This window comes from Myxococcus sp. CA051A (assembly GCF_013336705.1).
Lineage (GTDB): Bacteria > Myxococcota > Myxococcia > Myxococcales > Myxococcaceae > Myxococcus > Myxococcus llanfairpwllgwyngyllgogerychwyrndrobwllllantysiliogogogochensis.
This window is the reverse complement of sequence record NZ_JABUMS010000002.1, coordinates 242,007-254,552: the sequence shown is the minus strand read 5'-3', so window position 1 is coordinate 254,552 and position 12,546 is coordinate 242,007. Positions and strand designations below refer to the sequence as shown.

Annotated in this window: 11 protein-coding genes; 4 read left to right on the top strand and 7 right to left on the bottom strand. The window is 69.9% G+C overall.

The features are described from left to right. Window positions 1–8: 8 nt before the first annotated feature. Window positions 9–734 (top strand): hypothetical protein, encoded by a 726-nt coding sequence (locus HUA74_RS06485; protein WP_174453840.1) that lies wholly within the window; start codon window positions 9–11, stop codon window positions 732–734. A gap of 41 nt (window positions 735–775) precedes the next feature. Here the strand turns inward: HUA74_RS06485 and HUA74_RS06480 are convergent, their stop codons facing one another. Together HUA74_RS06480 and HUA74_RS06475 are read right to left on the bottom strand one after the other, a co-directional pair. After that, on the bottom strand, window positions 776–1,069 hold the full coding sequence (locus HUA74_RS06480) for a hypothetical protein (protein ID WP_174453839.1): 294 nt from the start codon (window positions 1,067–1,069) through the stop codon (window positions 776–778). A 100-nt stretch (window positions 1,070–1,169) separates the two neighbouring features. Continuing rightward, the gene (locus HUA74_RS06475; RefSeq protein ID WP_174453838.1) at window positions 1,170–3,101 is read right to left on the bottom strand and encodes a glycoside hydrolase family 15 protein; all 1,932 of its coding nucleotides are present in this window, start codon (window positions 3,099–3,101) and stop codon (window positions 1,170–1,172) included. 312 nt (window positions 3,102–3,413) lie between these two features. On the opposite strand from HUA74_RS06475, the gene HUA74_RS06470 reads away from it, so the two are divergent. Next, window positions 3,414–3,656 carry a hypothetical protein gene (locus HUA74_RS06470; protein WP_141640408.1) on the top strand — a complete coding sequence of 81 codons (243 nt, stop codon included), beginning with the start codon at window positions 3,414–3,416 and terminating at the stop codon, window positions 3,654–3,656. Between the two features lie 3 nt (window positions 3,657–3,659). Here the strand turns inward: HUA74_RS06470 and HUA74_RS06465 are convergent, their stop codons facing one another. Together HUA74_RS06465 and HUA74_RS06460 are read right to left on the bottom strand one after the other, a co-directional pair. Beyond that, entirely contained in the window at window positions 3,660–5,027 is a 1,368-nt protein-coding gene (locus tag HUA74_RS06465; protein ID WP_174453837.1) for an MFS transporter, read from the bottom strand. Then, window positions 5,024–5,986, bottom strand: a complete 963-nt coding sequence (locus HUA74_RS06460; RefSeq protein ID WP_174453836.1) for an ornithine cyclodeaminase family protein — start codon at window positions 5,984–5,986, stop codon at window positions 5,024–5,026. The genes HUA74_RS06465 and HUA74_RS06460 overlap by 4 nt, the downstream gene beginning before the upstream one ends. A gap of 278 nt (window positions 5,987–6,264) precedes the next feature. On the opposite strand from HUA74_RS06460, the gene HUA74_RS06455 reads away from it, so the two are divergent. Then, the gene (locus tag HUA74_RS06455) at window positions 6,265–8,331 is read left to right on the top strand and encodes an ATP-binding protein (protein WP_174453835.1); all 2,067 of its coding nucleotides are present in this window, start codon (window positions 6,265–6,267) and stop codon (window positions 8,329–8,331) included. A 3-nt stretch (window positions 8,332–8,334) separates the two neighbouring features. Here the strand turns inward: HUA74_RS06455 and HUA74_RS06450 are convergent, their stop codons facing one another. Next, window positions 8,335–9,942 (bottom strand): Sapep family Mn(2+)-dependent dipeptidase, encoded by a 1,608-nt coding sequence (locus tag HUA74_RS06450; protein WP_174453834.1) that lies wholly within the window; start codon window positions 9,940–9,942, stop codon window positions 8,335–8,337. A gap of 136 nt (window positions 9,943–10,078) precedes the next feature. Between HUA74_RS06450 and msrA the strand changes: the two genes are divergently transcribed. After that, a complete protein-coding gene (gene msrA / locus HUA74_RS06445; RefSeq protein WP_141640403.1) occupies window positions 10,079–10,735 on the top strand; it encodes a peptide-methionine (S)-S-oxide reductase MsrA in 657 nt (218 codons plus the stop codon). Window positions 10,736–10,833: 98 nt separating this feature from the next. Here msrA and HUA74_RS06440 read toward each other — a convergent pair whose 3' ends face one another. Together HUA74_RS06440 and HUA74_RS06435 are read right to left on the bottom strand one after the other, a co-directional pair. Further along, window positions 10,834–11,184: a DUF2019 domain-containing protein gene (locus HUA74_RS06440; protein WP_174453833.1), complete on the bottom strand. Its 351-nt coding sequence runs from the start codon at window positions 11,182–11,184 to the stop codon at window positions 10,834–10,836. After that, the gene (locus tag HUA74_RS06435) at window positions 11,181–12,539 is read right to left on the bottom strand and encodes a hypothetical protein (RefSeq protein WP_174453832.1); all 1,359 of its coding nucleotides are present in this window, start codon (window positions 12,537–12,539) and stop codon (window positions 11,181–11,183) included. The genes HUA74_RS06440 and HUA74_RS06435 overlap by 4 nt, the downstream gene beginning before the upstream one ends. Between the last annotated feature and the right edge of the window lie 7 nt (window positions 12,540–12,546).

The following is a 12,546-nucleotide window of genomic DNA, read 5'->3' as shown; positions in this document are numbered from 1 at the left end:
GGCATCTCATGCGCTCGCTCGTGCCCGTCGCCGCGATGTTGCTGGCGGCAGGCTGTGTCACTGAATCGAATCTGAAACCCTCGATGGAAGCCCAGGTCCTCCAGGGAGACAAGGACACCGCCGTCGCGGAGTCCTCGGGGGTGACCTTGGTGGCGGATGGCGCCGCGTGGAAGGGCAGCCCCTCCAACCTGGAGCGCGCCCTCACGCCCGTCTACGTACGACTGGAGAACCAGAGCGGCAGGACGCTGCGCATCCGCTACGAGGACTTCTCGCTCGTCGGCACGGAGTCGCGCTTCAGCTACTCCGCGCTGCCACCCTTCACCCTGCGACAGCCGGTGGCGTCGTCCTCGTCGATGGAGGGGACGCTGGAGGGCACGGGAGGCTCGGGGCGCGGCGCGGTGTACATCGGCGCGGGGCCCGCATGGCGCACCGGCAACTGGAGCTACGGACCGCGAGGCGCGTGGGGCAGTCCCTTCTACCCATATTATGGCCCGTACTACCCGGGGCCCTACACGACGTATCAATGCGAGGAGCCCCTGCCCACGCGGGACATGCTCCAGAAGTCCCTGCCCGAGGGCACGCTGGCGGACGGCGGCACCGTACAGGGCTTCATCTACTTCCAGGTCGTCACCGGCCGGGAGAACGGCGTCGTGCTCCAGGCGCGACCCGTGGACGCGAACAGCGGCGAGTCGTTGGGGACGCTCAACATCCCATTCCGGGTGGGAGAGAGCTGAGCGCCCACGCGCCGTCACCGTGACGGCGCGCGGGCCGATCGTCAGTGGAGCGTCATCGAGACGCAGCGCGAGGACGCGCGCCGGTGGCCGTTGAGCAGCGAGGCCTCTCCCGTGACGCCCAGCTCGCGGCGGATGTCCGAGCCGCGCATGGGAAGCCCGAAGAGGGGCCCCAGCAACACCAGGTCCAGTGATGCGGCGACCAGGGGTCCCAGGCCCAGCAGGGCCACCGCGGCGCCCCGGGCCGTCCCGGTACGCAACCCGCCCAGCACCAGACAGGAGCCCGTCACGATTCGCAGCCAACGCCCCGTTCGCGATGCCATGAAGCCGACGACCATGCGCACCTCCCCAGGGCGAAGATGGACACGCTCCGGCGAGCGACCACGGGCCTGACCTCTCCGCTCGGATGCCATGCGGGCGTCCGGACAAGCGCCCTCTTCAGTGGGTGGCCACCGCGTCTGGCTCGAGCGGCCAGGGCAACGCCGCGGCGGCCTCCCGCCCCAGCCTGCCCCGGGACTCCAGGAGGTGCTCCAGGGCCACGGCCGCGAAGTCCCGAGGTTGCTCGGGCGGGCGCCGCTGCTCCAGCGCATGGACCGCGGAGAGCTGCGCGCAGGAAGACACCAGCGCCATGTGCGTGAAGGCCTGGGGGAAGTTTCCCAGCGCCTCGCCGGTGAGCGGGACGGCCTCCTCCGCGTACAGCCCCACGTCGTTGGCCAGTCCCAAGAGCCGCGACAGCAGCACCTCCGCGTCCTCCCGCCGTCCCTCATGGGCCAGCACATCCACCAACCAGAAGGAGCACAGCAGGAAGGCGCCCTCTCCGCCCGACAGTCCGTCCGGCGCGAGGTAGCGGTACAGCAGGCCACCGGACTCCAGCCGCTCGCGCACCCGCCGCACCGTGCCGCGCACCAGCGGATGCGCCAGGGGAAGGAAGCCCAGGGCCGGCACCAGCAGCGTGGACGCATCCGCCACGTCCGAGCCCCGCGACTGCGGAAACCAGCCGTCCGCCGCGCACTCCATCAGGTAGCGACGCAAGGCCTCGCGCTCCCGAGCCCAGCGCACCAGCGGCACCGGCAGTCCTCGCTCCCGCGCCAGTCGCAACCCCCTGTCCAGCGCCACCCAGCACAAGAGCTTCGAGTGGATGAAGTGTCGAGGCGCGTCCCGCATCTCCCACAGCCCCTGGTCCGGCAGTCGCCAGCGTCGGCACACCTCTTCCACGAGTCCGGAGAGGAAGGCCCAGTTGCTCGGCGTCACCGGCCCGCCCGCGCGCGCATACAGCCACGTCGCCTCCAGCAATTCTCCAGGCACGTCGAGCTGGAGCTGCTTCACCGCGCCATTGCCGATGCGCACCGGGCGCGAGCCCGCGTGTCCGGACAGGTGGCTCAGCTCCACCTCGGGCATCAGGCGATGGCCCTGGATGCCGTACATGATTTGCACGTCCTCCGCGCGCCCCGCGCTGGTGCGCCGCAGCCAGTACCGGAAGGCATCCGCCTCTTCGCGGTAGCCCAGCACCAGGAGCGAGATGAGCGTCAGCGACGCGTCCCGCAACCAGGTGAAGCGATAGTCCCAGTTGCGCGAGCCCCCGAGCTCCTCGGGCAGCGACGTGGTGGGCGCGGCCACGAGCGCCCCGGTGGGCGCGTACGTCAGGGCCTTCAGCGTGAGCGCCGAGCGCCGCACCGCCCTTGCGTGCTCGCCCGTGTATTCGCAGCGGCCAATCCACGTCCGCCAGAAGGTGAGCGTGTCCTCCAGGCGGCGACGGAAGTCGTCGAGGGCCGGCGCGTCCGTGGGAACCCGCTCGACGAAGGACGGCGTCCACGCGGCTTCAATCCACGCCTCGTCTCCCGCGCGCAGCGTCCAGCGGGCGCGCAGGGCGGACTCATGCGCCATGAGCGGATGCGTGGCGGCAATCCACAGCGCGTCCGCGCCGCCGACGACCTCCGCGGTGCGCCATGACGTCAGCCGCACGCGAGGGACGAAGGCGCCATACTCGAAGCGCGGGGCCACCACCGCGCGCACCCGGACCTCGCCGTCGAGACACCGCACGCGCCGCAGCAGCGCGTGACGCGTGCTCACGCTCGTTCCGCCCGCCGCGCCGGGCGACACCGGCATGCAGTCCACCACCTCCAGCACTCCGCGCGACGTGGTGAAGGTGGTGGCCAGGACGTTGGTGTCCTCCACGTAGGCGCGCGTGGCGGTGAAGGGGCCCTCGGGTGACACGCCAAAGCTGCCGCCCCGCCGCGCGTCCAGGATGCGGCAGAAGACAGCAGGCGCGTCGAAGCGTGGGAAGCAGGCCCAGTCGATGGAGCCATCCCGCCCCACCAGCGCCGCGGAATGACAGTCACCCAGGAGGGCATAGTCGGCGATGCGTCGCATCCACGCTTCCTTCCCAGGAAGGCTCGCTTGTTTCAGTCCTGGCGACAGACCTCCTCACACCGATGGGGACGCGCGGGCGCGGGTGCAACCAGGCTTCAGCCCATTCCCGGACTCACCGCGTCGGTCGCCTGCCTCCTGTGAAACATCCCTGTCGACTGAAACATCACCCGCACGCCCGGGCGCCGAGTCGCGGGGGTAGCCGTCTCCCGCAAAGCCTCCGAGGGGCCGTCTCACCGTGCGGGCGTTGCGCGGGGCGAGGTCCCTCTCCAGCTTGGCCACGAGGGGCTTCTCCCACGCCCCCAGGGAGCTCCCATGTTCAGCCGAGCCGAGATTCAGAAGGGAATGAAGGTCCGCGGCAATGATGGCCACACCATTGGCCGCATCATCGACATCACGGAGAAGGAGCTCATCGTGGAAAAGGGCCTGCTGCGCCGCCATGACTTCGCGGTGTCCTTCGACGATGTGACAGAGGTCCTCCACGGAGAAGTGGTGCTGCGCCATGGACGCGACAGCCTCTTCTCCGCCCCCCGAGAGGTGCCCCCTGTCGAACACTGAGCGCTAGTCCGCGCGCGCGGCCCCGGGAGCGGCGGTCGTCAGCGGAGCATCATTCCACCCCGCGCGGGCGTCGTCCTCGCGCGCGGCGCGCTTGCCTGCCTCCACGTCCACGCGCCACAGCACCGCCGCGCCCGCGCCGAAGAAGCCGAGCAGCGACAGCACCGCCAGGCGACTGGAACCCGTCAGCTCCACCGTGGCCGCGAACACCAGCGGGCCCGCCACCGCCGTCACCTTCTCGAAGACGCTGAACAGGCCGAACATCTCCGCGGCGCGGTGACGCGGAATCATCTGCGCGAACAGCGAGCGGCTCAGCGCCTGGCTCCCGCCCTGCACCATGCCCACCAGCAGCGCCAGCGCGAAGAAGTGCACGGGCGAGCTCATGAAGTAGCCCAGGAACGTCACCACCACGTACACCGCCAGCGCGAACATCAGCGCCGGCTTCGAGCCCACCCGCGACGCCGCCTTGCCGAACAACACCGCGCAGGGCACGCCCACCGCCTGCGTCATCAGGAGCGCCCCCATCAACGCGCCCTGGCCGATGCCCAGCTCCGTCCCATACAGCGTGGACAGCCGGATGATGGTGCCAATGCCATCGCTGTAGAGCAGATACGCCACCAACAGCAGCAGGGCCTGCCGGTATTGCCGCAGCGCCCGCAGCGTCTCCGTGAGCTGCGAGAAGACGCCGGTGAGCGACAGCCGGGGCAGGGGCGCGCCGCTCGGGGGCCGAGGCTCGGGGACGCGCAGGAACAGCGGCACCGAGAACGCGCCCCACCACAGCGCCACCGTGACGAAGGACACGCGCGAGGCCGCCGCTGCGTCCGGCAGCCCGAACCAGCCGGGCTTCACCAGCAACACGAGCTGCGCGGCCAACAGCAGCCCGCCCCCCAGATAGCCCAGCGCGTAGCCCGCGGTGGACACCCGGTCCAGCTCCTCGTCCCTGGCGATGTGCCGCAGCAACGCGTCGGAGAAGACGATGCTGCCCGTCACCCCCACGTTGCCCAGACCGAAGCACACCAGCGCCCAGGCCCAGTCACCGGGCCCCACGCCGGCCAACCCCACCGTGGCCAGCAACCCCAAGGCAAGGAAGCCACCCAGGAGCGCCTTGAGTCGGCCCGCCCTGTCGCTCAGCGCGCCGAGGACGGGCGACAACACCGCCACCGTGCCCAGCGCCACGGCCGTGACGGCGGCGAAGCGGCCCGTGGCCACCTCACGCTCCAGCCCCTTCGACGCGACGGAGGCGTAGTAGATGGGAAACACCACCGCGATGACGGTGGTGACGTAGGCGGAGTTCGCCCAGTCGTACATCGCCCACGCGCGCAGCTCCGGCCGCGTGAGCCCCAACCGCGACATGAGCGAGTCCCAGACCCTCATGCGCTGAAGTCCAGGCCCTGGATGGCGTCATCACCCCGCGCGGCTTGATACACGTGCCACGCGGCCGCCAGGTCCTGGAAGGGCAGCCCCACCGCGCCAAACACCGTCACCTCTTGTGGAGACGTCCTGCCGGGTTTCAGCCCGGCAATCACCTCGCCCAGCTCCGCGTGGATGGCGTCCTCGCCCAGCCCCACGTTGCCCACGGCCCCACTGGTGACGGACAGGCCCCGGTGGTCGCAGATGAAGCGCGCCTGTCGCAGCAGCTCCGCGGAGACCTCCGCCTTGCCCGGCTCGTCCGCGCCCAGCGTGGTGACGTGCGTGCCCGGTCGCACCATGCCGGGGTGGAGGAAGGGCTGCCGGCTCCACGTCGCGGCGATGACGATGTCCGCGTCCGCCACCGCGTCCGCCACGGAGTCCTCGGGCCGCACCGGCAGGTTCAGCTCCTTGTACATTCGCGTGGCGAAGGCGAAGGCGCGCGTGGGGTCCGTGTCGTAGACCCGCACGTGGGACAGCGAGCGCACCAGGCGCAGCGACTTGAGTTGCATCACCGCCTGCGCGCCCGCGCCGATGATGGCCACCCGGCTCGCGTCCGGCCTCGCCAGCACGTCCGCCGCCAGCGCGCCCATCACCCCCGTGCGCACCGCCGTCAGGTGTCCGGAGTCCATCACCGCGAGCAGCTCACCGGTGGCCAGGTCATTCAGGTGCAGCACACCCTGGATGGCCGGCGTGCTCGAGGGGAACTTCGCGTGCACCTTCACCGTGTACGCGGGGATGCCGGGCAGACAGCCGGGGAGGAGCGCCATCACGGTGCCCTCGGCGTGCAGCGACGCGCGCACGCGCTGGGGAGCCACGGTGCGTGCCAGGGCATCGGTGCGGAAGGACTCTCGCAAATCCTCCAGCAGGGTGAGCGCCTGGAGATTGCGAGACACATCGGAGCGGGTCAGCAGGAGGGTGCGCATCTGCCACTCACCCTAACCGAGCGCGTGCACTCCGACAGCCCCCGACGTCGTCCTTCGGGGTCAACCGATTGCCGGTGGACGGACGAAGGCCTCGTCCAGCGGGGAGCGACGGACGACTCCGGCGGGCGCCACGCGGGCTCCTCGGATGACGAGGGTTCGGGGTGGCCCTCGCACGCGCGACTCCCGCCAAACGGAGGGGCCGGACATACATACAACTGCCCAGGTGCCCAGATTCAAGTCAGGGCGGCGCGAGGGGGCGGGGCCTCAGGAGGTCGGTGATGCTGGAGCCGGAAACACGCTCCACGGAGCACGGCGAGCCCGAGCGGGAAACACCGCTCAGGGCGTCGGACTTCCTGCGCGCGAATCGAGAGGCCCTCTTGTCGGAGTGGGAGCATGCGATGCACGCGCTCCACGCCGGCTTGCGCGAAAAGCCCTCCTGGTTGCTGGACCACATGCCGGGGCTGCTCGTGTCGCTGGCGGACGCGCTCGACCAGGGCGAACAGGGCCCCGACACCGCGCTGGCGGACGAGCACGCGGTGGTGAGACTGGACCAGGGCTTCGACTTGGGCGAGGTGGTGGCCGAGTACGCGCTCCTTCGCAAGTGCATCCTCCGGAGGCTGGAGGCCCAGGCCCGGCCCCTCGAACCCGGGGAGTTGGAGCGACTGGAAGGCGCCCTGGACCGGACGGTGGTGCGGACGGTGCAGCGCTTCGCGGAGGAGCGACAGCGCAGCCTCCAGGCGCTGGACCGCATGGCACAGGCCACGCTGGACGGCCCCGCGGTGGACACGCTCCTCGTGCGCCTGCTCAACGTGGTGATGGAGTCGACCCTTACCGTGGACTCGGCGGGGGTGTTGATGTTGGAGGCGGACCGCCTGGTGGTGCGCGCCGCGGTGGGGCTGGGCGGAGACAAGGCCCTGGGCAGCTCGCTGGCGCTGGGCGAGGGCTTCGTCGGCGAGGTCGCCGCGACACGCCAGCCCATGACGCTGCGCTCGGCCTCCACGGACTCGCGCGTCGTGCTGCCGGTGCTGCGCGACGTGGGGCTGCGCGCCGTCTACGGCGTGCCCCTGGTGGAAGGAACGCGGCTTTTGGGCGTGGCATACCTGGGCTCGCGTACGTCTTTTGGCTTCTCCGACGCGGACCTGTTGCTGTTTCGCACCATGTGTCAGCGCGCCGCCGCGTACATCCTCCAGGCCCGGCTCCAGGACATGGAGCGGGATGCGCGGGTGGAGGCCCAGCGCTCGCTGGCGCTGCTCGACGCGCTGCTGGCGGCCTCGCCCCTGGGCATGGCCTTCCTGGACCCGGAGCTGCGCTACCTGCGCATCAACCAGACGCTGGCGGACATCAACGGCTTCCCGCCCGAGGCGCACCTGGGCCGGACGCTGCGGGAGATGCAGCCGAAGGCGGTGGCGGACCTGATGGAGCCCTTGCTTCGGCGCGTGCTGGAGACGGGCGAGCCCCTGCAGTCCTTCGAGTTCGCCACGCCGACCTCGCTGATGCCGCCGCGAGGCAAGCGCATGTGGCAGGTGACCTTCTATCCGGTGCGCGAGCCCCAGGCCTCGGGGCTGTTGGGCCTGGGCTGCGTCCTGGTGGACATCACCCACCACAAGCAGACGGAGGCCTCGCTCCAGCGCGCGGTGGACTTCCGGGAACAGCTCCTCGCCGTCCTGGGACATGACCTGCGAAACCCGCTCAACGCCATTGGCGCCTCGGCCTTCCAGTTGGCGCGCGCGGAGGAGCTGGAGGCGCCGGAGCGCCGCGCGGTGGAGCGCATCCGCAAGTCCGCCGGGCGCATGGGGCGCATGATTACGGACATCCTCGACTTCGCGCGCAGCAAGCTGGGCGAGGGCATCCCCGTCTCACCCCAGCCGATGGACCTGGCGGACGTGTGTCAGGCGACGCTGGAAGAACTCCAGGTGAGCCACCCGGGGCGTCCGCTCCTGTTCGAATCGTCGGGAGACACGTCGGGCGACTGGGACCCGGACCGGGTGGCGCAGGTGCTGGGGAACCTGGTGTCCAATGCACTTCAGCACGGAGGCGGCGACACGCCGGTGCACACCCGCGTGCGTGGAGAGGCCCACGACGTGGTGCTGGAGGTCCACAACCGCGGCGAGCCCATTCCCGCGGAGCTGCTGCCGCGCATCTTCGACCCGTTCAAGACGCCGGTGGCGACGTCCGAGTCGGCCTCGACGTATCAGAAGCAGCGCAGCCTGGGATTGGGCCTCTACATCGTCCACCAGATTGCCCGTGCGCATGGCGGCCGCGTGGAGGTGCGCTCCTCGGAGGAGGAGGGCACCACCTTCCGCGTGTACTGGCCCCGCGCGAAGAGCCCACCCGCGCGGGTGTAGCCCTTACTTCTCCTGCGCGGAGACGGGCGCGGGCGTGAGGGCCAGCGCGTGGATGGCCTCCGCGAGCATGCGCGTGCCCAGGTCCAGGCTCTCCAGCGAGATGGACTCGTCGGGCGCGTGGCCGGTGTATTCCTCGCCCGGGAAGCCAGGGCCGAAGTCCACGGCCTTGGGGAACAGCCGCGCGTAGGTGCCGCCGCGCACGGACGTCGCCTTCGCGTCCGGGACGTTCTTGTGGCGCTTGTAGATGTCCAGCAGCGTGGTGACGAGCGGCCCGGACGTGTCGGCCACGTGCGCGTCTCCCACGTAGCGTCCGCCACCCTCCTTCACGCGGCCTCCGGAGTCCTGGCCCACGCGCTCCGCGGCGTGGTCCAGCGAAGCATTGAACGCCGCCGCATCCTTCCCCTGGGGACGGCGCATGTTGACGCCCAGGCTCACCTTGCCATCCGCCACGCGCAGCACGGTGGGCGAGACGATGAGCGTCCCCATCAGCCCGCCATCCGAGTACACGAGACCCAGCTTCTCACCGTGATGGTCGCGGTCGAAGCGCGTGGACAGCACGTGCAGCATGGCGGCGATGCCGTTGTCCTCCATGAGCAGCCTCGCCGCGACACCGGACAGGCCCCACAGCGCGTTGTTTCCCTCGTCGGCGATGGAGGCATGCACCGCCTTGCCGTGGACGGTGAGCACCACCGCCCCACCCTCCTCCTTCACGTCCGCCTTCAGCCCGGGGCGCACCCGCTGCTCCTCGGTGACGGCGCTCCTGACGGTCTCCAGGGCGACGGCGAGCGAGCCCTCCTCACCGGGCAAAAGCTTCAGCGTGGCCGTGCCGGGCACCTGCGTGAGGAACTCGCCGGCCTTCACGTCCACCGGACGCAGCGCGACCTTGGAGGACTGCAGAGCCGGCCCCACGGGCGCGACGAGGTTCCACGCGACGAAGCCGGACTGCGCGGCGACGACGGGGTAGCCCGAGTCCACGGAGATGACGTGCGTGGGCTTGGGCTCGGTGGCCGCGTACTTCGCCATGCCGATCCAGTCGCTCTCCTCGCCGTTGCCGACGATGACGAGCACCTTGCCCTGGGGCTTGAGCCCGAGCCTCCGCGCGTGGTCGAGCGCCACCAGCGCCGACGCGAGCGGCCCCTTGTCGTCCTCCACGCCCCGGCCGAACAGGCGGCCCTCCTGGACATAGGGTTCGAAGGGCGGGCGCTTCCACTCGTGCACGGGGGCGGGGACCACGTCACCGTGGAAGACAAGGCCCAGCGTCGGCGCGCCCTCGCCCCAGGCAATCTCGAACACGTCGTTGTCGCCCACGACGCGGTACGCCATGCCATGGGCCTTGGCCCACTTCTGGAGGAAGCGGCCCATGGCGGCGATGTCGGGGCTCTTCGCGGGAGGCGCCTCGCTGCTGACCGTCTTGAAGCGCACCAGCTGCTTCGTCAGCTCCACCACCTCGTCGAGCGCACATGTTTGCACATACGCGGCATGGCGCTGCTGGGCGGAGGCGCCCTTCATTTCCTGCGCGGAGAAGCGGCTGGCGCGGCAGCGGGAATCCGCACCCGCGAGCGCGAGGGAAGGGACGAGACACAACAAGGCCGTGGCGGTGGGGAGGCGCATTCGGTGGGAGACCCTATTTCAGCGGGGCAGGTCGGCCTACCTTGGTGGAGGAGGGCCTGTGGCCCCAACACCGCCTGATTGGCCGCCTGCTCCTTCTAGGGGTGAAACCAGACGGGCGGGAGGCTATTCCTAGGGCATGTTCTTCAACTCCACCAAGAAGCTGCGGATGCCGTCCCCGGCGGAGGCGCTGCCGGGCCGTACGGAGGAGATGTCCGTTCCCCCCAAGCACGAGGTGCTGGGCACCCCGCTGAAGGGGCCTGTTCCGGAGGGCCACGAGGTCGCCATCTTCGGCCTGGGCTGCTTCTGGGGCGCCGAGCGCAAGTTCTGGCAGACGCCCGGCGTGTACAGCACGTCCGTGGGCTACGCGGGGGGCCTGACGCCCAACCCCACCTATCGCGAGGTGTGCAGCGGCATGACGGGCCACAACGAGGTGGTCCGCGTGGTGTTCGACCCGAAGAAGCTCAGCTACGAGCAGTTGCTGCGAGTCTTCTGGGAGAGCCACAACCCGACGCAGGGCATGCGGCAGGGCAACGACGAGGGCACGCAGTACCGCTCCGGCATCTACACCACCAGCGAGTCCCAGAAGCGCACCGCCGAGGCCAGCCGGGACGCCTACCAGAAGGCGCTCACCGCGAAGGGCCTGGACACCATCACCACCGAAATCATCCCGGCGCCCGAGTACTACTTCGCCGAGGATTACCATCAGCAGTACCTGGAGAAGAACCCCGGTGGGTACTGCGGCCTGGGCGGCACCGGCGTGAGCTGCCCCATCGGCGTGGGCGTCAGCGCCTGAGCCGAAGTCCGTGACAGGAGTCACCGGGAGGCACCTTGGGTGCCTCCCGTCGGGGGTCAGCCTGGGCGTCGGGTGGCCCTTCTGTTCGACCGATGCGGCTACTCTGGATCGAGTGCCCAGGTCCCTTCCTCCCAGCGCTTCAATGCCTGCCCGGCTTCGAAGGGCACGAGCCCCTTGCCCTGGGCGGCTTCTTCCAAAACCGCCTTCGCCGCGGCCGTCCGGTAGCGGAGCAGATGGGCGGCGGCCATGACACGCACATCCATGCGCTCATGCTTGAGCAGGACGAGGAGGGCATCACGCCCTGCGTTTCCATTGGCCAGGAGTTCGTCGACGGCGGCACCGTACTTCCTGGCGTGCTTGTTCCCGGTCTTGGCATCTCCTCGAAAGATGGCCTCGGTCTGCGCCGCCACGTTCAGCGCGAACTGCTCGACCAGTGTCTCCAACGTCATCGCCAGAACCCCTTCGCCACGTTCTCCATGGCCTGCAGCCCGAAGTCACGCTGGGCCTCATAGGACCGCGTGCTCAACCATTGCCGCACGGTCAAGGTGCTGGAGCCCGTGATACTACGCCGGATCGACGAGTAGAGAGCGCTGACGTCGGCGTGCAGGCTCTTGTCCAAAGGGATGATGTTCTCGGTGTTGTGGAGGGCCTGGGGGCCAAAGCGGTTCACGTTGCCCGGGGTCTGCTCGACGATGTGGTGCCACTCCTTGTTCTTGCCCGCCGGGCCCATGGCCTTCTTGAAGCCACTGAACGAGCCCCAGGCCCTGTAGCCCATGGGACGCGCCTTGGCGGAGGCGCCGCCGCCCGTGTCTTTGGCCGCCATGGCCACGGCACCGGGGGCGAGGGCGATGGTGACGGTCTCGGCGCTCACGGTCACCGCTCCCACGTCCGCGACCGCCGCGAGCCTGAGGCCCACCTGCGCTTCGGCCTGCACCGCTGCCTGCGCGGCGCCTGGGAGCCTTGGCACCTTCGACCCCACCCCCGCCGCCGTGTTTCCAATGGCGGCCACGGCCAACATGGCGAACGCGCGCGCCGCGTTGCGGCCCATGACCTGGCCGTAGCGCTCGCCCGCCTCGCGGAGCTCGTCAAACGTGGTGGCCCGCTCCGCCTCCTCCACCAACTGCTTGAAGCCCACGATGAGGGTCCAGAACGTATCGACCCCCACGTAGGCAATGAGGGAGGCGGTCATCACGGCGGCCACGCCCTTCGAGAAAGGCTCGGGCACCGCGAGCAAGATGCAGTACGTGGTCCACGTCCAAAGAACCGCCGACAGCATGGCCTGGGGGTCGGTCATGTCCTTGAAGGCATCCAGCATCTCGTCCAACACGACGCCCTGTGCCAAGGCCATGGCCAGGGCGTAACGGCCATCCCCGGTGACCGTGGGGCTCTCCACCAGGAGGCGCAGGCAATCGCCGGGCTTGTTCGTGCGCTCGCACCAGCGCAGGTATGCGCGCGTCAGCTCCACCTCTGTCGCGGGTTGTTCGCCCTCCAGGTGTTCGCCCGGTCCCAACGGGATAACGCGGTGGCCGCGTGGCTCGTACAGGTACGAGCCACTGCGCGAACCCACCTCGAACAACCGCCGGGCCATTTCCTGGGGACGAGTGGACGGCCGCACGTTCTGGGCGAGCGCTTCTACAGCTTCAACGAAGTCGTCTTCGTCCAACTCAACCGGCGCGGCATCGCCGCTGAGTGGGGTGAAGACGATGGGCTCGCCGTTGCCCGTGTGCAGGCGCACGGACTTCGTGGTGCCGCTGCATCCGGCCATCATCACGAGCAGCAGCGGAATCGACCATCGCGGCGACATGCGAAGC

Bases quoted from the DNA above. Each gene is read 5' to 3' on its own strand.
- HUA74_RS06435 (WP_174453832.1), bottom strand. From the start codon at position 12,539: ATGTCGCCGCGATGGTCGATTCCGCTGCTGCTCGTGATGATGGCCGGA.
- HUA74_RS06485 (WP_174453840.1), top strand. From the start codon at position 9: ATGCGCTCGCTCGTGCCCGTCGCCGCGATGTTGCTGGCGGCAGGCTGT.
- HUA74_RS06475 (WP_174453838.1), bottom strand. From the start codon at position 3,101: ATGCGACGCATCGCCGACTATGCCCTCCTGGGTGACTGTCATTCCGCG.
- msrA (WP_141640403.1), top strand. From the start codon at position 10,079: ATGTTCTTCAACTCCACCAAGAAGCTGCGGATGCCGTCCCCGGCGGAG.
- HUA74_RS06465 (WP_174453837.1), bottom strand. From the start codon at position 5,027: ATGAGGGTCTGGGACTCGCTCATGTCGCGGTTGGGGCTCACGCGGCCG.
- HUA74_RS06470 (WP_141640408.1), top strand. From the start codon at position 3,414: ATGTTCAGCCGAGCCGAGATTCAGAAGGGAATGAAGGTCCGCGGCAAT.
- HUA74_RS06455 (WP_174453835.1), top strand. From the start codon at position 6,265: ATGCTGGAGCCGGAAACACGCTCCACGGAGCACGGCGAGCCCGAGCGG.
- HUA74_RS06480 (WP_174453839.1), bottom strand. From the start codon at position 1,069: ATGGTCGTCGGCTTCATGGCATCGCGAACGGGGCGTTGGCTGCGAATC.
- HUA74_RS06460 (WP_174453836.1), bottom strand. From the start codon at position 5,986: ATGCGCACCCTCCTGCTGACCCGCTCCGATGTGTCTCGCAATCTCCAG.
- HUA74_RS06450 (WP_174453834.1), bottom strand. From the start codon at position 9,942: ATGCGCCTCCCCACCGCCACGGCCTTGTTGTGTCTCGTCCCTTCCCTC.
- HUA74_RS06440 (WP_174453833.1), bottom strand. From the start codon at position 11,184: ATGACGTTGGAGACACTGGTCGAGCAGTTCGCGCTGAACGTGGCGGCG.